21 protein-coding genes are annotated in these 23,392 nt (G+C 71.9%); 14 read left to right on the top strand and 7 right to left on the bottom strand.

Going from position 1 to position 23,392, the window contains the following annotated elements; all coding sequences use genetic code 11:
• Positions 1–8: 8 nt before the first annotated feature.
• Positions 9–638, top strand: coding sequence for a TetR/AcrR family transcriptional regulator (locus ACLJQF_RS46820; RefSeq protein WP_410616995.1), 630 nt, complete (start codon positions 9–11; stop codon positions 636–638).
• On the opposite strand, the gene ACLJQF_RS46815 is transcribed toward ACLJQF_RS46820, so the two are convergent.
• Positions 635–2,302, bottom strand: coding sequence for a GGDEF domain-containing protein (locus ACLJQF_RS46815; RefSeq protein WP_410616993.1), 1,668 nt, complete (start codon positions 2,300–2,302; stop codon positions 635–637). The two genes, ACLJQF_RS46820 and ACLJQF_RS46815, sit on opposite strands and share 4 nt — an antisense overlap.
• A 137-nt stretch (positions 2,303–2,439) precedes the next feature.
• Between ACLJQF_RS46815 and ACLJQF_RS46810 the strand changes: the two genes are divergently transcribed.
• Positions 2,440–2,787, top strand: a complete 348-nt coding sequence (locus tag ACLJQF_RS46810; RefSeq protein WP_410616991.1) for an ArsR/SmtB family transcription factor — start codon at positions 2,440–2,442, stop codon at positions 2,785–2,787.
• Positions 2,784–3,422 (top strand): SRPBCC family protein, encoded by a 639-nt coding sequence (locus ACLJQF_RS46805; RefSeq protein ID WP_410616989.1) that lies wholly within the window; start codon positions 2,784–2,786, stop codon positions 3,420–3,422. The genes ACLJQF_RS46810 and ACLJQF_RS46805 overlap by 4 nt, the downstream gene beginning before the upstream one ends.
• Before the next feature lie 207 nt (positions 3,423–3,629).
• Here the strand turns inward: ACLJQF_RS46805 and ACLJQF_RS46800 are convergent, their stop codons facing one another.
• Positions 3,630–3,998, bottom strand: a complete 369-nt coding sequence (locus ACLJQF_RS46800) for a PASTA domain-containing protein (RefSeq protein WP_410616987.1) — start codon at positions 3,996–3,998, stop codon at positions 3,630–3,632.
• 101 nt (positions 3,999–4,099) lie between these two features.
• Between ACLJQF_RS46800 and ACLJQF_RS46795 the strand changes: the two genes are divergently transcribed.
• The 5 genes from ACLJQF_RS46795 to ACLJQF_RS46775 all read left to right on the top strand — a co-directional run bounded on the left by ACLJQF_RS46795 (position 4,100) and on the right by ACLJQF_RS46775 (position 11,818).
• Complete coding sequence (locus tag ACLJQF_RS46795; protein ID WP_410616985.1) at positions 4,100–5,671, top strand: deoxyguanosinetriphosphate triphosphohydrolase family protein; 1,572 nt, start codon at positions 4,100–4,102, stop codon at positions 5,669–5,671.
• A 340-nt stretch (positions 5,672–6,011) separates the two neighbouring features.
• Positions 6,012–8,888 carry a S8 family serine peptidase gene (locus ACLJQF_RS46790; protein WP_410616983.1) on the top strand — a complete coding sequence of 959 codons (2,877 nt, stop codon included), beginning with the start codon at positions 6,012–6,014 and terminating at the stop codon, positions 8,886–8,888.
• 114 nt (positions 8,889–9,002) lie between these two features.
• Positions 9,003–9,650, top strand: a complete 648-nt coding sequence (locus ACLJQF_RS46785; protein ID WP_410616982.1) for an acVLRF1 family peptidyl-tRNA hydrolase — start codon at positions 9,003–9,005, stop codon at positions 9,648–9,650.
• 152 nt (positions 9,651–9,802) lie between these two features.
• Positions 9,803–11,431, top strand: a complete 1,629-nt coding sequence (locus ACLJQF_RS46780; RefSeq protein WP_410616980.1) for an ABC-F family ATP-binding cassette domain-containing protein — start codon at positions 9,803–9,805, stop codon at positions 11,429–11,431.
• A 177-nt stretch (positions 11,432–11,608) separates the two neighbouring features.
• On the top strand, positions 11,609–11,818 hold the full coding sequence (locus ACLJQF_RS46775; protein ID WP_003071237.1) for a helix-turn-helix domain-containing protein: 210 nt from the start codon (positions 11,609–11,611) through the stop codon (positions 11,816–11,818).
• Here ACLJQF_RS46775 and ACLJQF_RS46770 read toward each other — a convergent pair.
• Together ACLJQF_RS46770 and ACLJQF_RS46765 are read right to left on the bottom strand one after the other, a co-directional pair.
• The gene (locus ACLJQF_RS46770) at positions 11,805–13,172 is read right to left on the bottom strand and encodes a glycosyltransferase 87 family protein (protein ID WP_410616979.1); all 1,368 of its coding nucleotides are present in this window, start codon (positions 13,170–13,172) and stop codon (positions 11,805–11,807) included. The genes ACLJQF_RS46775 and ACLJQF_RS46770 overlap by 14 nt on opposite strands.
• 34 nt (positions 13,173–13,206) lie before the next feature.
• A complete protein-coding gene (locus tag ACLJQF_RS46765; RefSeq protein WP_410616978.1) occupies positions 13,207–14,061 on the bottom strand; it encodes an LLM class flavin-dependent oxidoreductase in 855 nt (284 codons plus the stop codon).
• A 72-nt stretch (positions 14,062–14,133) separates the two neighbouring features.
• On the opposite strand from ACLJQF_RS46765, the gene ACLJQF_RS46760 reads away from it, so the two are divergent.
• Positions 14,134–14,565 (top strand): MarR family winged helix-turn-helix transcriptional regulator, encoded by a 432-nt coding sequence (locus ACLJQF_RS46760; RefSeq protein ID WP_410616977.1) that lies wholly within the window; start codon positions 14,134–14,136, stop codon positions 14,563–14,565.
• Between the two features lie 98 nt (positions 14,566–14,663).
• Positions 14,664–16,535: an ABC transporter ATP-binding protein gene (locus ACLJQF_RS46755; RefSeq protein ID WP_410616975.1), complete on the top strand. Its 1,872-nt coding sequence runs from the start codon at positions 14,664–14,666 to the stop codon at positions 16,533–16,535.
• 84 nt (positions 16,536–16,619) lie between these two features.
• On the opposite strand, the gene ACLJQF_RS46750 is transcribed toward ACLJQF_RS46755, so the two are convergent.
• Positions 16,620–17,786 carry a serine hydrolase domain-containing protein gene (locus tag ACLJQF_RS46750; protein WP_410616973.1) on the bottom strand — a complete coding sequence of 389 codons (1,167 nt, stop codon included), beginning with the start codon at positions 17,784–17,786 and terminating at the stop codon, positions 16,620–16,622.
• A gap of 108 nt (positions 17,787–17,894) precedes the next feature.
• Positions 17,895–18,623: an SIS domain-containing protein gene (locus ACLJQF_RS46745; protein ID WP_410616972.1), complete on the bottom strand. Its 729-nt coding sequence runs from the start codon at positions 18,621–18,623 to the stop codon at positions 17,895–17,897.
• A 117-nt stretch (positions 18,624–18,740) separates the two neighbouring features.
• Here ACLJQF_RS46745 and ACLJQF_RS46740 point away from each other — a divergent pair, with 117 nt between their 5' ends.
• From ACLJQF_RS46740 to ACLJQF_RS46725, 4 genes are all read left to right on the top strand, one after another.
• Entirely contained in the window at positions 18,741–19,433 is a 693-nt protein-coding gene (locus tag ACLJQF_RS46740) for an alpha/beta hydrolase (RefSeq protein WP_410616971.1), read from the top strand.
• A 95-nt stretch (positions 19,434–19,528) separates the two neighbouring features.
• Complete coding sequence (locus tag ACLJQF_RS46735) at positions 19,529–20,782, top strand: class I SAM-dependent methyltransferase (RefSeq protein ID WP_410616970.1); 1,254 nt, start codon at positions 19,529–19,531, stop codon at positions 20,780–20,782.
• A 96-nt stretch (positions 20,783–20,878) separates the two neighbouring features.
• Positions 20,879–22,090 (top strand): LCP family protein, encoded by a 1,212-nt coding sequence (locus tag ACLJQF_RS46730; RefSeq protein ID WP_410616968.1) that lies wholly within the window; start codon positions 20,879–20,881, stop codon positions 22,088–22,090.
• Positions 22,091–22,144: 54 nt separating this feature from the next.
• Positions 22,145–22,699: a GNAT family N-acetyltransferase gene (locus ACLJQF_RS46725; protein WP_410616966.1), complete on the top strand. Its 555-nt coding sequence runs from the start codon at positions 22,145–22,147 to the stop codon at positions 22,697–22,699.
• Here the strand turns inward: ACLJQF_RS46725 and ACLJQF_RS46720 are convergent.
• On the bottom strand, positions 22,665–23,126 hold the full coding sequence (locus tag ACLJQF_RS46720; protein WP_410616965.1) for a peroxiredoxin: 462 nt from the start codon (positions 23,124–23,126) through the stop codon (positions 22,665–22,667). The two genes, ACLJQF_RS46725 and ACLJQF_RS46720, sit on opposite strands and share 35 nt — an antisense overlap.
• Between the last annotated feature and the right edge of the window lie 266 nt (positions 23,127–23,392).

Here is a 23,392-nt window from a genome sequence, read left to right as displayed (position 1 = left end):
TCCAATTGATGACGATACCCGAAGGTTCGCGGCGCCGGTACGCGTCGCCGGTGCGCGAGGCGGGCGCCCGGCGCACCCGGGCGCACGTGGTGGCGACGGCGGGCACGTTGTTCGCCGCGCGGGGTTACGCGGGCACGAGCATGCGGCAGATCGCGGCGGAGGCGGGGGTGAGCCTGGAGACGGTGACGCAGACGGGCCGCAAGCCGCAGCTGCTGCTGGCGGCGTTCCGGGACGGCTTCGCGGGCGACCCGGACGCGATGGACCTGGACGCGCTGGCGGGCCCGGCCGGTCCGGCGGACCTGCCGGCGGTGGTGTCCCGGGTGGCGGTGGGGGTGCGCGGATCGTTGCCGATCTGGCGCGCGTTCACGACGGCGGCCGCGGCGGACGCGGAGGTGGCGGCGGTCCGCGCGGAGCTGGCCGTGCTGCGCCGCGCGGAGATCTCGGGGCGCCTGGTAGCGGCGGGGCTGGCCGGCGGCGGGGCGATCGGCCGCCTGGCCGACGCGATCGGGCTGATCATGTCGCACGAGGCGTACGACCACCTGACGGCGGTGTGCGGCTGGGCGCACGACGAGTACGTGGCCTGGGCGGTGCGGGCGGTCCAGGCCCAGCTGACGCTCGACTGGGAGTGGGGGCGTTAGCCCGCGGCAGCCTGCAGACCTCGGGTGCCGATGCCGCGCAACACTTCCACCCGCTCCGAACCCGGACGGCTCAGCACCCAGCTCGACCCCGGCACCGTCTTCGCGCGCTTCTTCAGTGGCGCCAGTAACCGCGAAACGTCCTGGTACGAACCGATCGCGCCGCTCGCGCAGACCAGCGTCGCCAGCGACACCGTCACCGGCAGGCCCTCCGCTGACCAGGCCCGGTCCAGCAACGCCCCCGCCACCGTGGCGATCTCGTCGACGTCGCACACCACCAGGAAGTCGTCGCCGCCCACGTGGCTCACCCGCATCCGCCGCAGGCCGCCGGCCAGCTCCGTCAGGGCCGCGCCCAGCTCGCGGATCAGGTTGTCGCCCGCCGCGAAGCCGGCCGTGTCGTTGATCGTCTTGAACGCGTCGATGTCCAGCCAGGCCGCCACGAACGGCTCGCCGATCGTGATGCGGCGGGCCACGTCGCGGGCGATCGTGTCGCTGCCCGGCAAGCGCGTCAGCGGGTTCAGGGCGGCCGCCGCTTCGACCTTCGCCTCGGCCACGCCGCGGACCACCTCGGTCACCAGCACCACGCCGAGGCAGCGGCCGAGCTCGTCGACCACGACCACGTCGTCGCCGGTGCGGCCCCAGTCGGCGTCGGTGACGAGCTCGAGGAACTCCATCGCGCCGGCGCGGGCCTCGATCGTGTGCGGGGTGTCCGCGAGCCGGGCCGCGGGGCGCTTCGCGTGCAGCGCGTGCCCGTACGGGCCGGTGACCGCCACCAGGAACCGCGTCCGGTCGACCGACCAGCGCGGCCGGTTCAGCTCGTCCACCCCGACCACGCCCGACGGTGCGTCCGCGGCCGCGAGCACCGCGCGGACTTCGTCGCAGGTCGCGGATTCCGGCAGCGTCGTCGCCGGGCGCAGGAAGTCGCCGACGCACGGCGCGGGCGCCCCGGTCGAGGGACGGCCGCGGGTGAGCAGGGCCGGCGCGGGACCGGCGGCGGTGGGCGGCGCGAGGAGGTGCCCCTGCGCGATCCGGACGCCCAGGCCGCGGACGGCGTCGAGCTGGGCGCCGGTCTCCACGCCGGTGGCGACGAGCCGGGTGCCGGTGCGGTTCGTGTAGTGCAGCAGCGCCTCGGTCACGGCCACCGAAGCCGGGTCGTCCGGCAGCCCGCGCAGCACCGTCCGGTCGAGCTTCACCAGGTCGATCGGCGCGTCGACGAGCAGGCCCAGCGGGAGGTCGCCGCGGCCGAGACCGTCGAGCGCGATCCGGAAGCCGAGCTCGGTGAGCTTCCGCATCCCGGCGAGCGCGCGGCCGGCGGGCAGCGGCGCGAACGGCGGCCCGATCTCCAGGACGACGTCGCGGGTGCGGCGGCCCGCGTCGCCGAGCGCTGCGAGGAGGTCCTCGTACATCGACGGCGGCGCGGCCAGCGTGCGGGCGGAGAGGTTCAGGTGCAGGGGGAGCGCCGTCGGGCTTTCGGCGTCCTGCCGGACGGCCGCGACCGCGAGCCCGAGGTCGGCCTCGGCGAGCCTGCCGTCGCGGCGTGCCTGCGCGAGCAGCTCGGGGACGGTTCCGCGGCCGGGCCTGGCCAGCGCTTCGTGCGCCACGACGCCTCCCGTGTGGAGGCTGTACAGCGGCTGGAAGGCGAAGCGGACCGCGCGTGGCGACTTCACGGACCGATCGTCGCGGGTCCCGCGGCGAAACGAAACCGATGTCGACTGATGTTCATCGGCGCGGCACCCGGGTTCGTCGCATCGGAGTAGCTGTTTCAGTCTTGACTTATATAAGTAGCTGCTTGTAACTTGGCCGGGTGCACGCGTTCGACGTCCTCGGCGACCCGGTCCGCCGCCGGATCCTCGAGCTGCTGGCCGACGGCGAACGGGCCGCCGGCGCGGTGACCGAGGTGATCCGGGCCGAGTTCGGCATCTCGCAACCGGCCGTCTCCCAGCACCTGAAGGTGTTGCGGGACAACGGCTTCGCCGTCGTCCGCCAGGACGGGACGAGACGGCTGTACGCGGTCGGCCACGCCCCGCTGCGCGACGTCGACGTCTGGCTCGACCGGTTCCGCCGGTCCTGGACGCCACCACTGGACGCGCTGGCCACCGAAATCGCCCGCGGCAAGCGTGCCCGGCGCCTCACCGAAGGAGAAGGTTCGTGATCGACGTCAGCCACCAGGTCAGCGCCGTCCGCCGGACGGTCGGCACGCGCGTGCTCGAAGCGGGGGAGGCGCGGGTCATGACCATCAGCCAGGTCTACGACACCGACGTCGACGACATGTGGGACGCGGTGACGAACGCCGAGCGCATCCCGCGCTGGTTCCTGCCGGTGCGCGGCGAGCTGCGCGTCGGCGGGAAGTACCAGCTGGAGGGCAACGCGGGCGGCACGGTCGAGCGCTGCGACCCGCCGAAGAGCTTCGCCGCGACGTGGGAGATGCACGGCGGCGTCAGCTGGGTCGAGGTCCGGCTGACGCCCGAAGGCGACGGCACGCGGTTCGAGCTGGAGCACGTCGCGCACGTCGACGACCACTGGGAGCAGTTCGGCCCGGGCGCGGTCGGCATCGGCTGGGACATGGCACTGACGGCCCTGGTCCGGCACCTGGCCGCCGACCCCGGCTACGTCGTCGACCCGCAGGAGGCGATGGCCTGGATGGCCTCTCCCGAAGGCGTTTCGTTCGTGACCGCGGCGGGCGAGGCCTGGTACGAGGCGCACGTCGCCGGCGGCGAGGCCGAGCCCGTGGCCCGCGCCCAGGCCGACCGCTGCCTCGCGGCCTACACCGCCCAGCCCGAATCCTGACCCGCCCACCCCGCCTTCGCGTGATGCCCCTCCAATCACGCGTGATGCCCGCCCAATCACGTGAGATGACTCTTCGCGCACCGGCGTGCTCTTGCCGCACGAGCTGCCGTGGAAGGTCTCGCGTGCGCCGCGGGGCATCACGCGTGTCTGGAGGGGCATCACGCGTGATTGGAGGGGCATCATGCGTGATTGGAGGGGCGACACGGGTCAGCGGTCGGTGTACTTGACTGCGGTCAGGGTGATGACCGTGTCCGGGGAGACCTCCGTGCCCGCGGACGGGGACTGGCCGGTCTGGACCCAGTTGCGGTCGAGGACCAGGGCGCGGCCCTGGCCGGTGCCGTCGACCTCGCGGAGGTTGTAGAGCCCGGCTCGCTGCATCGCGTTCTGGGCGTCCTGGTGGTTCATGCCCGAAACGTCCGGGACCTTGATCAGGGCGGCCGAGGTGGTGGCCGGCGGGGCGGTGGTTCCGGTGGCGGCCGTGCCGGTCGAGGCCGGGCTGCCGGGCGGGGAAGCCCCGCAGGCGGCGAGTCCGGTGCCGAGCAGCAGGGCGACGGCGAGGCGAATCGGGCGGTTCATGGCGGCTCCTCCGTCGGGGGTTACCCCGTCAATCGATCCGTGAGCGGGCGACGTTGCCCATCGATCGGGTGAAGACCGCTCGGCCGGATAAGGTCGGGCGCATGGATCAGGGCAGCGAGCACACCGACCCGCGGGCCGCGCGGCGCGATCCCGTGGCGAACGTCGGCGGGTTCACCGACCTGGCGACCAGCCCGTTCCGGATCGACCGCGACCGGATCGCCGCGTCGCCGTTCTTCGCGCGGCTCGGCGGCGTGACGCAGGTCGTCAGCGCCGGCGGGGCCGGGCTGCTGCACAACCGGCTCACCCACAGCCTCAAGGTCGCGCAGGTCGCCCGCGCCATCGCCGAGCGGATCACCACCGGGCCCGACGCCGGGCTGGCCGACAAGCTCGGCGGCTGTGATCCCGACGTCGCCGAGGCGGCCGCGCTCGCCCACGACCTCGGGCACCCGCCGTTCGGGCACCTCGGGGAGCAGACGCTCGACCGGATCGCCCGCCACCGTTTCGGCCTCGCCGACGGCTTCGAGGGCAACGCGCAGACGTTCCGGATCATCACCACCACCGACGTGCGCGGGCCGTCGGCGATCGGGCTGGACCTGACCGCCGCGGTGCGCGCCGCCGTCCTCAAGTACCCGTGGCTGCGGCTGCACCACCCCTCGCCGCACCCGTCGGAGCTGGCCGTGCCGCCGCGCGGGGCGGCGGAGCCGGGCGGCCTTCCGGGCACCGGCGCGGCCAAGTTCTCCGCCTACGCCACCGAACTCGACGACTTCGAGCAGGCGCGCGCGGCCTTCGCGGGCCGCGTCGAAAGCTGGCAGCAGACCGTCGAAGCGTCCGTGATGGACACCGCCGACGACATCGCCTACGCCATCCACGACCTGCAGGACTTCCACCGCATCGGGGTGCTGCAGCACGCGCCGGTCGCCGCGGAGCTGGGGGAGTGGCTCGAGCACGCGGTCGAGCTGGCGTCGCTGGACGACGAGACGCTGCACGCGGACCTGCGCCGCCCCGGCCGGTCGCTGGAACGCCTCCGCCGCCGCATGCACGCCAAGGACGCGTGGATCGTCGACGACGACGCCTTCGCCGCCGCGGTCGCGCGGGTGCGTGCGGAGCTGGCCGACGGGCTCCTGGCCGGCGAGTTCGACGGCTCGATCGAGGCGGAGCAGGCGACCGCGGCGTTCTCCGCGAACTGGACGGCTCGCCTGGTCGACGGCGTGTTCCTGCTGGCCTCGCCGTCCACCCGCACCGGGCACGTCTCGCTGCGGCCCGCCCAGTGGCACGAGGTCCAGGTGCTCAAGTTCGTGCACCGCCGGTTCGTCCTGCTGCGCCCCGACCTCGCGCTGCACCAGCGCGGCCAGGCCGGCGTGGTGACGAGCCTGGTCGACGCGCTCGACGCGTGGCTGCTCGACCGCGACGAGGTCTCCCGCCTGCCGCGCCGGTTGCACGACCTGGTCGAGCTGGCCCGCGCGGAGTACGCCGGGCTGGCGCGCTCGGCGCCGGAGCTGCTGGTGGGGGCGACGGGGGAACCGGTCATGGGGGCGGACGCGGTGCGCGGGCTGGCGCGCGGCCGTGCGGTGATCGACTTCGTGGCTTCGCTGACGGACAAGCAGGCGGTGACGCTCCTGGACGCGCTGTCCGGGCGGGCCGCACAGCCGTGGTCGGACTCGTTCGTGCTCTGAGCGCGCGGTAACGAATTTTCCCCGTGGCCCCGCCGGTTGCACGGTCCGGTGTGGCGATTGTGGACATCCCACTCCGTGGCCGGGGTGGCGGGCGAGCGTTTGTCCGGTGCGTGTCCGGTGACCGGTTCACCACTGCGCTGAACGGCCTACGTCATCCGGCCCATTCGGGAAATTATCCGTCCTTTGTCACTCGAACGGCTGATGTTTACGGAGAACTAACGGTACTTAGCTGGGTTCAGCCGGTGATCACCGGCGTCGGTCAGCGTGAGTCGGGGCACGCGCCTGGAGAATTCGGAGGGCGCCCGTGCGCCGTACCCGTTCCAATAGATCGAGATCCACTGTGCTCACTGCCGGTGCCGCGGCTCTGCTCGCCGCGCTCGGCCTGGTGTCCCCGCCCGTCGCGGGGGCCGCCACCGCGTCCGCACCGGACGCGTTCAGCGAAACCGCGCAACAGCAGATCGCCGCTCTGCAGGCGGTCAAGGCGGGCCGCACCGCCGCTGAGTCCAAAGTAGACAGCAAGCTGCTCGTCGCCGAGAAGGGCGTGGGGAAGCAGCTGAACGCACTGCAGTCTGGGGCCACCGTTTCCCCGGCCGGGACCGTCCTGGTCGACATCCGCGCGAGCAAGGTCTCACCGGACCTCCTCGCCGGGCTCACCAAGGCCGGGGCCGGCATCCGCGCGGTGTCCGACCGCTACGGCAGCGTCCGCGCCGAAGTGCCGCTGGCCAAGGTCGGCGAGATCGCCGCGCGCGGCGACGTCAAGCGCGTCGAGCAGGCCGACCAGGCGATGACCGCCCGGGAGCTGGCCACGCCGGCGACGACGCCGGAAAAGACCGAAACCAAGCAGCAGAAGGCCGACCGCATCGCCGGTGAGCTGCAGAAGGCGGTCAGCGCCAAATCCCAGCGCAGCGCCGCCGCGGCCGCACCGCTGGTCAGCGAAGGCGACCGGGCGCACAACGCCGACCTCGCCCGCCAGCAGTTCGGCGTCACCGGCGTCGGCGTCAAGGCGTGCGCCCTGTCCGACGGCGTCGACTCCCTGGCCGCTTCGCAGGCCAAGGGCGAACTCCCGCCGGACGTCGACGTCATCGCCGGTCAGGAGGGCGACGGCGACGAGGGCACCGCGATGCTCGAGATCATCCACGACCTCGCGCCCCGCGCCGCGCTCGGCTTCGCGTCGGCGTTCAACTCGGACGCCAGCTTCGCGGACAACATCCGCAAGCTGCGCTTCGAGTCGCACTGCGACGTCATCGTCGACGACGTCATCTACTTCAAGGAATCGCCGTTCCAGGACTGGATCATCGCCCAGGCCGTGAACGACGTGACCGCCGACGGCGCGCTGTACTTCTCCTCGGCGGGCAACGAAGGCAACGTCGCCAGCGGCACCGCCGGGCACTGGGAAGGCGACTTCGTCGACTCCGGCAAGTCGGTCGGCAAGTTCGCCGGCACCGCGCACAACTTCGCCGGCGCGGCGGGCAACCAGATCTACGAGCCGATCTCGAACGCGTCCTCGGCCGGCGTGCCGGTGACGCTGCACTGGTCGGACCCGCTCGGCGCGTCCGCGAACGACTACGACCTCTACCTGCTCAACTCCGCGGGCGCGGTCGTCAGCTTCAGCCAGGACGTCCAGAACGGCGCCCAGGACCCGTACGAGCGCGTCACGACGCCGGCCTTCGGCGGGACCGGGCTGCGCCTGGCCATCGTGAAGTTCTCCGGGGCGAACCGCTACCTGTCGCTTTCGGCGCTGCGCGGTCGGTTCTCCGACTCGGCCGACGGGCTCAAGGCCTACAACACCCCGGGCGTGACGGTCGGCCACTCGGCCGCGCGGGACGCCTTCAGCGTCGCGGCGGCCCCGGCGGCCAAGGCGTTCGGCCGGGCCCTCGAGCCGGGCGACCCGGCCAACCCGGCGGGCCCGTACCCGGGCTCGTTCAGCGGTGCCACCAAGGCCGAGCGGTTCACCTCCGACGGTCCGCGTCGCGTGTTCTACGAGGCCAACGGCACGCCGATCACCCCGGGCAACGTGTCTTCGACCGGTGGTGAGGTCCGGAACAAGCCGGAGATCACCGCGGCCGACGGCGTGCAGACCAGCGTGAGCGGGTTCAACCCGTTCTTCGGCACCTCGGCCGCCGCTCCGCACGCGGCCGCCATCGCCGCGCTCGTGCTGTCCGGCAACCCGGGCCTGCCGCCCGCGGAGGTGCGCGAAGCGCTGATCAACACCGCGATCGACATCGAAACCCCGGGCCGCGACAACTTCACCGGGGCCGGCGTCATCCTCGCGGACAAGGTGCTGGCCTACACCGGCGCCAGCCCGCAGCCGCTCGTGGTGGCCAAGCAGCCGACGGTCACCCCGGCCGACGGCGGCTCGGCGCTCGACCCGGGCGACACCGCCAAGGTGACGCTGCCGGTGACCAACGACGGTGACGGCACCGCGGTGTCCACCAGCGTCGTGCTCACCAGCCCCACCCCGGGTGTCACGGTGGCGCCGCGCTCGAAGTCCTACGGCACCATCAGCCCGGGACAGACCGGCGTCAACGACTTCACCATCACCGTCCCGGCGAGCCAGCAGCTCGGCGTGCCGGTGGTGCTGAACGCCCGCGTCACCTTCGCGGGGGCGCACTCGCCGACGACGACGTCGTTCTCGCTGCCGGTCGGCACCCCGTCGCCGGTCGCGAAGGACTTCGCCTACGCTGGCGCGCCGGTGTTCATCCCGGACAACAGCCCGGTCGGCGCGTCGGTGACCATCCCGGTCAGCGGGGTCGGCCGCGCGTCCAAGGTGTCCCTGTCCGTGGACGGCACCACGTGCAGCACCGACCCGACCTCGACGACGGTGGGTCTGAACCACTCGTACGTCGGTGACCTGGTCGGCACGCTGACCGCGCCGTCCGGGGCGAAGGCCACGGTGTTCCAGCGCAACGGCGGTTCGGGCAAGAACCTGTGCAAGGTCGTCTTCGCCGACAACGCGGCGGCGGCGTTCAGCACGGTGACCTCGGCCAACGCGCCGTTCACCGGCACCTGGCGGCCGACGCAGGCCCTGACCGGCAACCTCGCCGGCGCGGCCGTCGACGGCACGTGGACGTTCGCGGTGGTCGACGCGGCCGGCGGTGACGACGGGTTCATCCGTTCGGTCGCCCTGCACATCAACGGGTTCGTGCAGCCCGCGGCGGCCGGCGCGCCGTCGAACGTGCGAGGCGTGACGAACAACGGCCCGGTCCACCCGCAGTAAGTTCCAAGCGCCCCAAGGCGGCCTTCGGTGCGTCAGACGCACCGAAGGCCGCCTTGGGTGCGTCTGACGCAACCAAGGCCACATTGGGGCGCTCTTGGCCGTAGCGTGAGGTCCGTGAAGCCACGGGAAGTCGCGGGCGGCGGGCGCGCGGTCGAGGTGCCGCCCGAGCGGCTGGCGGGGTTCTTCACGCGGTTCGCCGAACGGCACGGCGGCATCACGGCGACCTCGGGAACAGCGCACGAAGTCCGGGTGACCGCGGCCGACGGCAGCACCGCGACCGCCACCGTCCCGTTCGGACCGCTCGCAGAACCCTCCGTGGCCGGACTCGTCGCGCACGCGCTGGTGCCGCGGCGCATCGCCCTCGTGGTGGTGCGGCGCGGAGGGCACAGCGTCGGCATCGCGCAGGGCGGCCGGATCGAGGTCTCGCGCACCGACCGGCACCTCGTGCAGGGCCGGTCCGCCGCCGGTGGCTGGTCGCAGCAGCGGTTCGCCCGGCGTCGCGCGGGCCAGGCCCGGCACGCGCTCCAGGACGCGGCGAAGGACGTCTTCGAAGTGCTCGTGCCGCGGCTGTCCGAAGTGGATGCCGTGGTGCTCGGCGGTGACCGGCGGGCGCTCGACGAGCTGCGCGAGGATCGCCGGCTGGCGCCGCTGTTCGCCCGTGCGGAACCCCGCGTGCTGGACGTCGGCGAACCGAGCCGGGCCGTGCTCGAGGAGGCCGCCGTGCGTGCGCTGTCCGTGCAGGTCACGCTGCGCGACGGGTGAGACCGCACACGTCCGGAAAAACCGGTGGACCGCGCCCCGTACACTGGTCTGCGTGGATATCCAGCTGGAGTGACGCCGCGGCCCGAGCGGCCGCCTGACGCTGTCCTCCGAGAACGCTGTCCTCCGTTCACCCCCCGTCCACGGGAGTTCCCTTGATCACGGCCACCGGCCTTGAGCTGCGCGCGGGTTCGCGCATCCTGCTCAACGGCGTCACCCTCCGCATCCAGCCCGGCGACCGCATCGGTCTCGTCGGCCGCAACGGCGCGGGCAAGACCACCTCGCTGAAGGTCCTCGCCGGCGAAGGCGAGCCGCACGCGGGCGACGTCCGCCGCACCGGCGAGCTCGGCTACCTGCCGCAGGACCCGCGCGAAGGCGACCTGTCGGTCACGGCGAAGGATCGCGTGCTCTCCGCGCGTGGTCTGGACAAGCTGATGCGCGACATGGAGAAGGCCCAGGCCTCGATGGCCGAGCTCGTCGACGAAGCCGCGCGCGACAAGGCCATCAACCGCTACGCCCGGCTCGAAGAGCGCTTCGCCTCCCTCGGCGGGTACGCCGCGGAGAGCGAAGCGGCGCGCATCTGCTCCAATCTCGGCCTCGCCGACCGGGTCCTCGCGCAGACGCTGGGGACGCTGTCCGGTGGCCAGCGCCGCCGCGTCGAGCTCGCGCGGATCCTGTTCGCCGCGGCCGAAGCCGGCGCCGGCGGCAAGTCCGAGACGATCCTGCTGCTCGACGAGCCGACCAACCACCTCGACGCCGACTCCGTCAACTGGCTGCGCGGCTTCCTCAAACAGCACGACGGCGGCCTGGTCGTGATCAGCCACGACGTCGAGCTGCTGGGCGACGTGGTCAACAAGGTCTGGTTCCTCGACGCCACCCGAGCCGAGCTCGACCTGTACAACATGGGCTGGCAGCGCTACCTCGACGCGCGCGCCACCGACGAGAAGCGCCGCCGCCGTGAGCGCGCCAACGCCGAGAAGAAGGCGTCGGCGCTGCAGCAGCAGGCCGCGAAGCTCGGCGCGAAGGCGACGAAGGCCGTGGCGGCCAAGAACATGGCGCGCCGCGCCGAGCAGATGCTGTCCTCCCTCGAGGACACCCGCCACGCCGACAAGGTCGCCCGGATCAAGTTCCCGGAGCCCGCTCCGTGCGGCCGTACCCCGCTCACCGCGGAGAACCTCTCGAAGTCGTACGGCTCGCTGGAAATCTTCACGGGCGTCGATCTCGCCATCGACCGCGGTTCGAAGGTTGTCGTACTCGGGCTGAACGGTGCGGGAAAGACGACTTTGCTCCGGCTGCTCGGCGGAATGGAAACCCAGGACACCGGATCCGTCGTTCCGGGTCACGGATTGCGTTTGGGCTATTACGCACAGGAACACGAAACTCTTGATCATGATGCGTCGGTGTGGGAAAACATCCGACATCTCGCTCCGGACACCGGAGCGCAGGAGTTGCGGAACCTCCTCGGCTCGTTCCTGTTCACCGGCGAACAACTCGACCAGCCCGCCGGCACGCTTTCCGGTGGCGAGAAGACGCGGCTCGCGCTGGCGGGCCTGGTGTCCAGCGCTGCCAACGTCTTGCTGCTCGACGAGCCGACCAACAACCTCGACCCGGCCAGCCGGGCGCAGGTCCTGGACGCTTTGCGCAGTTTCGCCGGTGCCGTCGTCCTGGTGACGCACGACCCCGGCGCGGTCGAGGCGCTGGAGCCCGAGCGGGTCATCCTGCTGCCCGACGGGACCGAGGATCACTGGTCGGCGGACTACCTCGAACTCGTTCAGCTTGCGTGACGGTGCGTCCATTCGGGTGCAAGATCACTCGCCGTAGAGCACTGGAATGGCCCAATGTGATCGCAATTTCGGCTGTTTCGCGTCTGTCGTCTGGCATTCCGGCGCTCAGTGTTCGATCATTGCCCCGGCAGGGGCCGATATGTGGCCCAGAACACTCTCGGCGGGAAGGCGATCGACGTGGCTGATCTCAAGAAAGGCGCGCGGATCACCGGCAACACGCGCGACAAGCTGGCCGCTGACCTGAAGAAGAAATACGAGAAGGGCTCGAGCATCCGGGCGCTCGCGGAGTCGACGGGGCGGTCCTACGGCTTCGTGCACCGGGTGCTGTCGGAGTCCGGCGTCCAGCTGCGGGGGCGTGGCGGAGCCACCAGGGTCAAGAAGAAGTAGTCGCGGACTGCTGCGCGGGGGGCGCAGTGGGATCTTCGGCCGCGCGGAACGCCAGGTGGGCCCCGAGCAGGATCAGCGGGTACACCAGGTAGCCGTACCGGGTGGCCGGAGTGAGCAGGATCAACGCGCCGAGTCCGACGGCGATGCGCAGCAGTGCGCCGGAGCCGTTCGCGGGGGGCCGGCGCACCAGCCAGGCGATCATCGCGACGGCCGCGGCGCCGACGAGCACGAAGGCCGCCACCTGACCGAACGGGCCGGTCTCGGCGATCAGGTGGCCCGGCAACGGGCTGGCCGCGGGCGACCGCACGACGCCCATCCCGAGCGGGAACCGGAAGACGTGCTCGACGAACGCCGCCGGATCCACCAGGTACACGGGCAGGTGCAGGGCGGCCGTCGTCGCCACCAGCGCCGCCGCGAACCGGCCCAGCGCCGCCCAGTCGAGCCCTGCTTCGGAGCCGACACGGCCGCGGCGCACCAGCACGAACACCGCAAGCACCGCGGCTGCGGGCGCGACGATGAGCTTCGCGCTGACGACCAGCGCCAGCACCAGACCGGACCAGGCGACCCGGCCGGTGGCCGCGAGTGCGCAGCTGAGCACCAGCAGACCGACGATGGCCAGGTCGGGGCCGGCCACGGCCCAGGTGAGCGCGGTGAGCGGGCAGGCCAGCGCGAGCTGCGCGGCGCCGACCGGCACCCGGGGCCACTTCAGCAGCTTCAGCGTGCCCAGCACGCACGCGCAGGCGGCCAGCGCGAACATCCAGCGGGCGTCGGTGAGCGCGTCGGTCAGCGGCGTGCCGCCGAACAGCGCCCGCGGCAGCCCGAACACCGCCATCACCGGGCCGTAGGGCGTGTAATCGTTTACCACGGGCGCCCGGCCGAGCGCGGTGACGTCGACGTACGGGGTTCCGTGGTGCAGCAGCAGATCCGCGGACCGCTCGATCACCCAGACCTCGGGCTGCGCGGCCCACGAGAACGGCGTGATCAGCCAGTCCACTCCGGTCAGTCGCCGAATCACCAGAACTGCCAACGGGAGGATCATCGCCAACAGGGCGACCGCGGCGATGCCGCACCAGCGTGAACCGAGTACGCCACGCGGCGTACGCCCGCTGCGTGCGGACAGCAGCAGGTACCCGCTGTGCGCCGCGCCGAAGCCGTACGCCACTGTCGCGAAGTTGCCCCAGACGCGGTAGCCGTAGAACTCCGACACCAGTGCCGTCGGCAGCGCGAAAGCCAGGCAGGCCAGGTAGAACCCCAGGTCCCAGCGCAGGGGGGCGACCTCTCCGGTGCGCGACGGCGCCGTGAAGAGCCGGGCCGCGCGCCGCCATGCGGGCGCCTGGCCCACCTCCGTTCCCACGTCGGCCAGGCTACCGAGGGCGCCGCCGCCCGGTTCAGCCGACGTCTCGCAGGCGGGGGAGCAGCTTTGCGGCCGCTTCGGACGCCGCGACGACGTCGTCGCGGCCGGCGGGCATCAGTACCAGCTCGGTGAAGCCGGCCTCGACGTAGCTCTGCGTGAGGCGCAGGGCACTGTCCGCGTCGGGCGGCAGCCGGAACTGCACGGCACGGCGGACGGTAGCCGGATCGCGGCCCACGGCCGCGCAATGCGCGTCGAGGACGCGGGAAAGCCGTTGCAGCTCGGCGAGTTCCGTGCCCGGCAAGGCCGCGTTGAGCCAGACGTCGGCGTGCTCGGCGACAACTCGCAGGCCGTGCTTTTCGCCGCTGCTGCCCAGCCACAGCGGGGGTTTCGGCCGTTGCACCGGCTTCGGATCGCTGAGTGCGCGGGTCAGGGTGTAGTGGCGGCCCGGGTAGGTGGTTTCCGCTCCCGTCCACAGCAGACGGAGGATTTCGCAGGTCTCGGCCAGTCTTGCGACGCGTTCCGCCGCGGACGGCGTCGGTGTGCCCATCATCGCGTCGGTCACCGTGTCGCCGCCCGCGCCGAGGCCGACGTCGAGCCGGCCGCCGGAGAGGTGGTCGACGGTCGCGGCGATCTTGGCGAACGTGCCCGGGTGCCGGTTGGTGTTGCCGGAGACCAGGCAGCCGATCCGCACCCGCTTCGTCGCCTCGGCCATCGCGGCCAGCAGGGTCCACCCGTCGAAGACGTCGCCGGTGCGGTCGGGGCCCATCGGGGCGAGGTGGTCGAACACCCAGCAGCCGTCGAAACCGGCGTCGTCGGCGATCGCCCAGATCTCGCGGAGGGCGGCGATGCCGATGTGCTGCTGGGGCGGCTTGAGCCCGACGGTGGTCATGAGGAACTCCTGATCATCAGAGCGGCAAATCATCAGTAAAACTGACGATCAGCGTAGGTGTAGAGTTCTCGCATGTCCAGCGCGCCTCTCGCCGTCACCCAGCGGCTCGGCTACCTGCTCAAGCACGCCCAGCTGCGGCTCGCCGAGCTGGCCGAGCCGTTGTATGCCCCGCTCGGCGTCACCGGGCGGCAGCTCGCGCTGCTCACCCTCTTCGGCGACGGGCCGGCGCAGTCGCAGCAGGACGGCGCGGCGCGGCTCGGCGTCGACCGGACGACGATGGTCGCGCTGGTCGACGAGCTGGAGGCCAAGGGTCTGGTCCGGCGCGAGGTCGCGCCGGGGGACCGGCGCAAGCGCCTCGTGCTGCTGACACCCGAGGGGGAACGCGTCCGCGAGGTGGGCGCGGAAGTCACGCGGAAGGCCGAGGCGCTGCTGCTGGAACCGCTCTCGGGCGAGGATGCCGAGCGGCTGCGCGCCGCTCTGCACCAGGTCGTTCGCGCCGAGTGAACGACATCGGGAAGCAAACGGGCAACGGGGGCGTTGTCCAGGTCATATCCGCCGAAAACCTCAGTCAATGTAGAGGTTTCTGACACTGGGGGTTTCCCGTGGACAACATGTGGGGGCTGTGGAGCTCGGCGATGCGCGCCGACGACACGCCGAAAGCGCTCACGCGCGGCACGCTCAAACGCATCGCCCGCTTCGCCCGGCCGCATTGGCGGCGCCTGCTGGCCTTTCTCGTGCTGACGGTCGTCTCGGCCGTCCTCGCCGTGTCGACACCCGTGCTGGCGGGCAAGGTGGTCGACGCGATCGTCGGCGGTCACGACGTCACGCTGGTCATCTGGCTCGCCGTGGTGATCGCCGCGCTGGCCGTCGCCGACGCCGGGTTCGGGCTGATCGAGCGGTGGCAGTCCTCGCGCATCGGCGAGGGCATCATCTACGACCTGCGGCGCGCGGTCTTCGAGCACGTGCAGCGCATGCCGATCGCCTTCTTCACGCGCACCCGCACCGGCGCGCTGGTTTCGCGGCTCAACAACGACGTCATCGGCGCGCAGCGGACGTTCACCGCGACGCTGTCCGGGCTGGTCACCAACGTCATCCAGCTGGCGCTGTCGCTGGCCGTCATGCTCACGCTGTCCTGGCAGGTCACGGTGATCGCGCTGGTGCTGCTGCCGATCTTCGTCATCCCCGCGCGCCGGCTCGGCCGCCGGATGGCCGGGCTGCAGCGGGAAGCCGCGAACCTCAACGCCGGGATGACCACGCAGATGACCGAGCGGTTCTCCGCGCCGGGCGCGACGCTGGTGAAGCTCTTCGGCCGTCCGGTGCAGGAGGCGGACGACTTCGGGGTGCGCGCGGGGCGCGTGCGGGACATCGGCGTCCGGACCGCGATGCTGACCCGCTGGTTCATGACCAGCCTGACCCTGGTTTCGGCGCTGGCGCAGGCGCTCGTCTACGGCCTCGGCGGCTACCTGGCGTTGACCGGCAAGCTGGCGCCCGGCACGGTCGTCGCGCTGGCGCTGCTGCTGACCCGGCTCTACGCGCCGCTGACCGCGCTGGCGAACGTCCGTGTCGACGTCATGACGGCGCTGGTGTCGTTCGAGCGGGTCTTCGAGGTGCTCGACCTGGAACCGATGATCAAGGAAAAGCCGGCCGCGCGTTCTTTGGTGTCGTCGGGGGGCGTTGCGGTCGAGTTCTCCGACGTCCGGTTCGGGTACCCGGCGGCGGACAAGTACTCGCTGGCTTCGCTCGAGGACGTCGTCACGCTCGATCACCGCGGCGGCGAAGAGGTGCTGCACGGGATCTCGTTCCGGGCCGAGCCGGGGCAGATGGTCGCGCTGGTCGGGTCTTCGGGTGCGGGGAAGTCGACGATCGCGTCGCTGCTGCCGCGGCTGTACGACGTCGACTCCGGTTCGGTGCGGCTGTCCGATGTGGACGTCCGGGAGCTGACGTTCGCGTCGCTGCGGGAGACCGTCGGCGTCGTGACGCAGGACGGGCACCTCTTCCACGACACGATCCGCGCCAACCTGGCCTACGCGCGTCCGGACGTCACCGACGACGAGATCTGGGAAGCGCTCGAGCGGGCGCGCCTCGGCGACCTGGCGCATTCGCTGCCCGACGGCCTCGACACGACGGTCGGGGAGCGCGGCTACCGCCTCTCCGGCGGCGAACGCCAGCGGCTCACGATCGCGCGTCTGCTGCTGGCCCAGCCCAAGGTCGTCGTCCTCGACGAGGCGACCGCCCACCTGGACTCGGAGTCCGAAGCCGCCGTCGGCGAGGCCCTGACGCACGCCCTCGCGGGCCGCACGGCCCTCGTCATCGCCCACCGCCTCTCGACGGTCCGCGCGGCCGACCAGATCCTCGTCCTCGAGCACGGCGAGATCATCGAGCGCGGAACCCACGACCAACTCCTGGCCGCGAACGGCCGCTACGCCACCCTCCACGCAACCCAGTTCGCCGACGAGGAACCCGCCATAGCGTGATCAGCGGGGCATCACCCGTGATTGGAGGGTCAACTCGCGTGATTGGAGAGTCGACACGGTGTCAGTGCCGTGTCGACCTCTGAATCACGCGTGTCGACCTTCCAAACACGTGTAGAGGGCTTGGACCAGGGCCATTTTGCGGGGGTCGTCGCGGATGAGGGGGCCCAGCTGGTTGAGGGTGTAGCCGAAGGCGATGCCGTTTTCGGGGTCGGCGGCGCCGGTGGAGCCGCCGAGGCCGTCGTGGCCGAAGGCCGTGGGGTTGGGGCCGAAGCCGCGGGCGTCGCTGCCGAGGTAGAAGCCCAGGCCCCACTCGTTGGGGAGGCCGAGGATCGCGTCGATCTCCTTGCCCTGGCTTTCGCGGGCCCGGGCCAGTGCCGCCGGGGCCAGGAGCGTGCCGGTGGCCAGCCCGGAATAGATCGTCGCGATCGCGTGGGCCGTGCCGTGGCCGTTCAACGCCGGCATGACCGCGTGCCGCCACGCCGGTTCGTTGGCGTCGTGGCCCTGGACGCGGGGGTTCATCAGCGCGGCCTGGGCGACCGGGCCGGCGGCGGCGAACGCCGTGGCCAGCGCGTTCGCCATCTCCTCGGTCATGACGGGGTCCACCAGGGTCGCGCAGCGGTCCAGGTCGGCGTCCTCGGGCAAGCCGATCGAGAAGTCCGCGCCCAGCGGCCCGGCGATCTGCCCGGCGAAGAACTCGCGGATGCCCTGCCCGGCGATCCGCCGGACGACCTCGCCGACGAGCCAGCCGTAGGTCAGTGCGTGGTAGCCACCCGCGGAGCCCGGTTCGGACAGCGGTTCCTGCGCCGCCAGCAGCGACGTCATCAGGTCCCAGTCGTACAGCTCCTCGACCCGCACCGGCCGGTCCAGGCCGATGCCGGGCAGGCCGGACCGGTGCGAAAGCAGCCACCGCACCGGGATCTCCGCCTTCCCGGCCGCGGCGAACTCCGGCCAGTACTTCGCGACCGGGGCGTCGACGTCGAGTTCGCCCGCGTCGGCGAGCTTGTGCGCGCAGAGCGCGGTCATGCCCTTGGTCGTCGACCAGACGTTGGCCAGGGTGTCCGGTTGCCACGGCCGGTCGCGGTCCGGACCGGACCAGCCGCCCCACAGGTCCGCCACGACCTCGCCGTGGCGGATGGCGGTGAACGCGGCCCCCAGTTCGCCGCGGGAGCGGAAGTTCTCTTCGAAGGCCTCGCGTACCGGCTCGAAGCCGGGAGCGCATTCGCCGTGCACCGTCGCCGTGGCGCTGTCCATCGGACCTCCTCGGGGAGCGACCGGTCCACACCGACCAGTCGGTATGTCGACGCTAAGACGGCTGGGCACGTCCGTCAAGACGTGCTCGGCCGGTACTTTCCGACGAACTCAGCGTAGGCGCGGGACGATTTCGCCGTACTTCGCCAGCAGGCCGGCGTTCGCCTCGTCGCCACCCTCCACATTGGAGCTCCGCCACAGCGGGACGTCGAGACCCTCGGCCGTTCCGCGGTCGTAAACCTGGGCCAGCACCAGGTTCCACAGGAACGCGTTGACCACAGTGGACAGCGGTGCGGTGCGCGGGGCGTCCGGCGGGTAGCTCGCGTCACCGGGGATGACCAGCGAGTCCAGCACGACCGTGCCCTGCTCGACCAGCGTGCTCGACGACCGCCGGGGCGCCGCCGCCACGCACGCCCGCGACGTCACCGCGATCACCGCCGCACTGCGCTTGCGCGCCTCGATGCACAGTTCGACCGGGTAGGGGTTGACGCCGGACGTCGAAAACACCACCAGCACGTCGTCCGGGCCCGGCGGGCGCTCGGCCAGCACCTCCGCGGCCAGGCCGCTGCGCCGCTCGGTCCGCGTGCTGGCCACCGCGCCGTGCAGCGGGAGCAGGTCCGGGTGGTAGAGCGGGTAGACGCAGGCCAGCCCGCCGGCCCGGTAGAACGTCTCGGCGACGGCGGCCAGCGAGTGCCCGGCACCCGCGGTGTAGACCAGTGCGTCGGCCCGGATCACCCCCAGCACCAGGTCCGCCGCGGCACGCACCGCTTCGGCGTTGGCCTGCTCGACGTCCGCCAGTTGCCGGGCGACGTTGCTTGTGATGTCCGTGGCGCTCACCACACCCACCCTTCCGTCGGGGATCGGGCGCCGAATCTACCGTGCGGACCACTTCACGCGGTGGAATAGCCGTGTGGGGGACCGAGGTTGACCCGGATGCGGGGGAACAGGAGGACGCGGGTGGTCGAGGCGGAACCGGCGGTGTCCGTGTGGCGGGCGCGTGGGCAGGCCCGGGCGGTCGTGCTCGTGCTGCACGGCGGCGCGGAGCGGGGCATGGGCAGCGTGTCACGCTGGAAACCGGCCTATCTCAGGATGGTCCCGATCGCGCGCGCCCTGCACCGGGCCGGTCGCAGGGACGGCGTCGAGGTGCGGCTGCTGCGCAACCGCCGCTACGGCTGGAACGCGCCCGCCGAAGACCCGGTCGACGACGCCCGCTGGGCCCTCGACCGCATCCACGCCGACCACCCCGGCCTGCCGGTCGTGCTGGTCGGTCACTCGATGGGGGCACGGGTCGCGCTGCGCGTGGCCGACGACCCGGCCGTGCGCGGGGTCTGTGCCCTGGCGCCGTGGACGCCGCGCGGTGAGCCGGTCGAGGCCGTCGCCGGGCGCTCGGTGCTCATCGTGCACGGCACCCGCGACCGGATGACCAGCCCGGCGGAGTCGCACGCCTTCGCCGAACGAGCCGAAGGGGTCGCCGCCCGCGTCGCCCGGTTCGAGCTGGCCAACGAGGGCCACGCGATGCTGCGCCGCGCCCGGGTCTGGACCCGGCTGACGGTGGCCTTCACCCTGGATCTGCTCGCCGGCGACGACGGCGGCACCCTCCGCGGGGCGTGGGCCGCCACCGGGCCGCAGCGGCTGCGGATCCCCGTGTGAACGGGCCCCGGACAGCGCATTCGGCGAAACGCGCCGCGGGGGTGCGGCGATTAAAATCGATCACCGGCGAACCTGGCCGGCCGGAGGGAGAACCCGTGACCACTTCGAGCGCTGATCGGGCGTCGGCCCGGGACGTCCCGGACGGGACCCGGTGGCCGGGCCTGGCCACCCCGCCGCACTCCGCGTTGCGCGCGCGCATCGCCGCCACGCTGTTCCGCCGCGCGGTCCGCCCGCTCGACGTCCGGGTGATCTTCCCGGACGGCACCGTCCTCGGCGCCGGCGGCCCGGCTGCACCCGAGATGCGGATCCTGCGGCCCGAGGCGTTCTTCCACCGCCTCGGCGTCGACGCCAAGATCGGCTTCGGCGAGTCCTACATGGCCGGCGACTGGACCGCCTCCGACCTGGCCGACGTGCTGACGCCGTTCGCCGAGCGGATGGCCACGCTCGTCCCGCCGCTGCTGCAGAAGTTCCGCCGGGTCGCCGAGCGGACGCAGCCGCCGTCCGAGGAGAACACCCTCGAGGGCGCGCGGGCCAACATCCACCGGCACTACGACCTGTCCAACGACCTGTTCGGCGCGTTCCTCGACAAGTCGATGACGTACTCCTCCGCGCTGTTCGCGCCGGGCGACGACCTCACCGCCGCGCAACACCGCAAGATCGACAGCGTGCTCGACTACGCCGGCGTCCGCGAAGGCAGCGAAGTCCTCGAAATCGGGACCGGCTGGGGCGAACTCGCCATCCGCGCCGCCGCTCGCGGCGCGCACGTGACGTCGTTGACCATTTCCGAGGAGCAGCGCGCGCTGGCCACCGAACGCATCGCGGCGGCCGGGTTCTCCGACCGCGTCGAAGTGAAGCTGTGCGACTACCGCGAGTCGAGCGGCCGGTACGACGCCGTGGTCAGCGTCGAGATGATCGAGGCCGTCGGCGCGACCTACTGGCCGGCGTTCTACGAGACGATCGGGGACCGGCTGCGCCCGGGCGGGCGGTTCGGCCTGCAGGCCATCACCATGGACCACGACCGGATGATGGCGGCGTCCCGGGCCTACGGCTGGGTCCACAAGTACATCTTCCCGGGCGGGCTGATCCCGTCCGTGCGGTCGATCGAGGAGGGCGTCAAGGCGAACACCCGGCTCAAGCTGGCCGGGATGCGCGAGTTCGGCCAGGACTACGCGCGCACGCTACGGTGGTGGCGCGAACGGTTCGTGCACCGCTGGGCCGATATCGCCGGGTTCGGGTTCGACGACGTCTTCCGCCGGATGTGGGAGTTCTACCTGGCCTATTCCGAGGCCGGGTTCCGGTCCGGGTACCTCAAGGTCCACCAGTTCGGCTACGAGGCAACCGGCAAGTAACGTCGTCTCGCAACCCCACCCCGGTGCCGGGCGTCCTCCTATCGAGGACGTGCGGTGTACTGACGACGACACGTTTGTCCGGATCGGGATTGGGTGATGGTGATGACGTACCGTGGCGACGACGGCGGGCGCCGGGTGCCGCCGCCCCGGCCGCCTGGCGGCCGCTCCCGGGACCACCAGCGCGCCCAGATGATGCCGCTGCCCGGGCGGGGCCGCAGCCCGTACGACGAGCGCACCCGCCCGATGGGCACCCGCGAACCCGAGTACGCCCCGCCCTCGCCGCCGCGGCAGGACCCGCCCCGCCGTCCCCCCGAGGACGACTACCCGCCGTCCCGGCCGCCGCGCCGGCGTCGCCGCTGGAGCTTCGGCAAGGTTCTGGGCGCCCTCGTGCTGGTGTTCGTCGTCTTCCTCGCCGGCATCTGGGTCTACCTCGAGTTCTCGATCAAGCGCGTCGACGCGCTCGCCGACTACTCCGGCCGCCCGGTCGCGGAGTCCGGCACCAACTGGCTGATCGTCGGCTCGGACAGCCGCGAAGGCCTGACGGCGGCGGACGAGGAGCGGCTCGCCACCGGCGACGTCGCCGCGGCCGGTGGCGGGCAGCGCACCGACACGATCATGGTCGCGCACATCCCGGACAACAGCACGAAGCCGACGCTGCTGTCGCTGCCGCGCGACTCGCAGGTGGCCATCCCCGGCCACGGCAAGAACAAGATCAACGCGGCGTTCTCCCTCGGCGGCCCGAAGCTGCTCGCGCAGACCGTCGAAGGCGCCACCGGGCTGCACATCGACCACTACGCGGAGATCGGCTTCGGCGGGTTCGCCAAGATCGTCGACGCGATCGGTGGGGTCGACATGTGCATCGACAAGGACATGAACGACACCATGACCGGGATCGACATCAAGGCGGGCTGCCAGAGCCTCGACGGCCGGTCGGCGCTGGGCTTCGTCCGGATGCGCCACAGCGCGGCGACCCCGCGCTCGGACCTCGACCGCGTCGCCAACCAGCGCAAGTTCATCGGCGCGCTGGTCAGCCAGATCGCCAGCCCCGGCACGCTGTTGAACCCGTTCGACTTCTTCCCGCTGCTGTCTTCGGCGCCGGACGCGCTGACCATGGACTCGGGCGACCACGTGCACAACCTCGCCGGACTGGCGCTCGCGATGCGCGGGATCTCCTCCGGCGGCGTGGTGACCACGACGGTGCCGGTGACCAGCGGGTCGGCGGAGAACTGGGACAAGGCCAAGTCGAAGCAGCTGTTCGACGCGCTGAAGAACGACACCGAGGTCCCCGACAGTGTCATCGTGAACTGAAGTCATCGTGAATTGATTCGCGGTGAGAGTCCCGGCCGGGGCACCATGAGCTGCATGGAAGCCCCGGCCGAGACGTACCGCGACGGTGACCTGACGCTGACCCGCTGGCACCCCGGCGACCGGCCGGTGCTGACAGCCGCCGTCAGCGGCTCACTGGCGCACCTGAGCGAGTTCCTCATCTGGGCCACCGGCGGGTACACCGACGACGACTCGTCCGAGTTCCTGCGGTTGACCGCGAAGCGCTGGGAGAGCGGCGAAGCGTACGAATACGCGCTCGCCACCGGCCCCGACCTGGCCGGTGGCGTCGGGGTGATGACCCGCGACGGCGGCGTCGAGATCGGCTACTGGCTCGCGGCCGGCTTCGTCGGCCGCGGGTTGATGACCCGGGCCGTCACGCTACTGACCGAGGAGGCGTTCCGGCTCGGCGCCGGGTACGTCGAAATCAAGCACGACGAGCGGAACGTCCGAAGTGGAGCGGTACCCGCGCGCCTCGGGTTCACCAAGGTGCGCTCGGAACCGGCGGAGAAGCCGCTGGCGCCGTCGTGCACGGGCACCAACCACGTGTGGCGGCTGGCTAGGAGACCTTGTTCCGCTCCCGCAGCACCTTGAGCGCCTCGTCGGCGTGGACGGTGAAGTTCAGCTCGCTCTTGATCTTCGCGATGACCTTCCGGTCCTCGCCGATCACGAACGTGGCGCGCTTGGTGTGCATCGGCAGGAGTTTCCGCCATACGCCGAACTGCTTCGCGACCTCACCCTCCACATCGGACAGGAGCGGGTAGTCGAAGCTGTTCGCCGCGGCGAAGGCGCGCTGCTTGGTGATGGCGTCCGGGCTGATGCCGACCCGGTGCGCGCCGACCGCCGCGAACTCCGCCGCCAGGTCGCGGAAGTGGCAGCTCTCCGCCGTGCAGCCGCCGGTCATCGCGGCCGGGTAGAAGAACAGGACCACCGGCCCGGTGGCCAGGAAGTCCGAGAGCGTGCGCTCCTGGCCCTGGTCGTCGGGCAGCGTGAAGTCGGGGGCGAGGTCTCCGGCGTCCATGGACGTCCTTTCCGTCGGCGGCAGAACCCATCCTGCCCGGTGTTCGGAACCGACGGGGCACCGGCTTGGTCTTGGCCCGCCGTGGTCCGGTCCCCAGCGCCCCAATGTGGCCTTCGGTGCGTCTGACGCACCCAAGGCGGCTTGGGTTCATGGGGTGGTTGCAACACCGATGGTTGGAGGGTGTTGTGGCTGGTCGGGTAGGTCGGGTGCCGTTGTTGCGGGATGTGCGGGTGCGGTTTTGGGAGCAGGTGCGGGCGGGGCGGGCT

The organism is Amycolatopsis sp. lyj-109, from assembly GCF_046548995.1.
Lineage (GTDB): Bacteria > Actinomycetota > Actinomycetes > Mycobacteriales > Pseudonocardiaceae > Amycolatopsis.
Note: the sequence above shows the minus strand (reverse complement) of the source record. Positions and strands in the feature narration are given on the sequence as shown.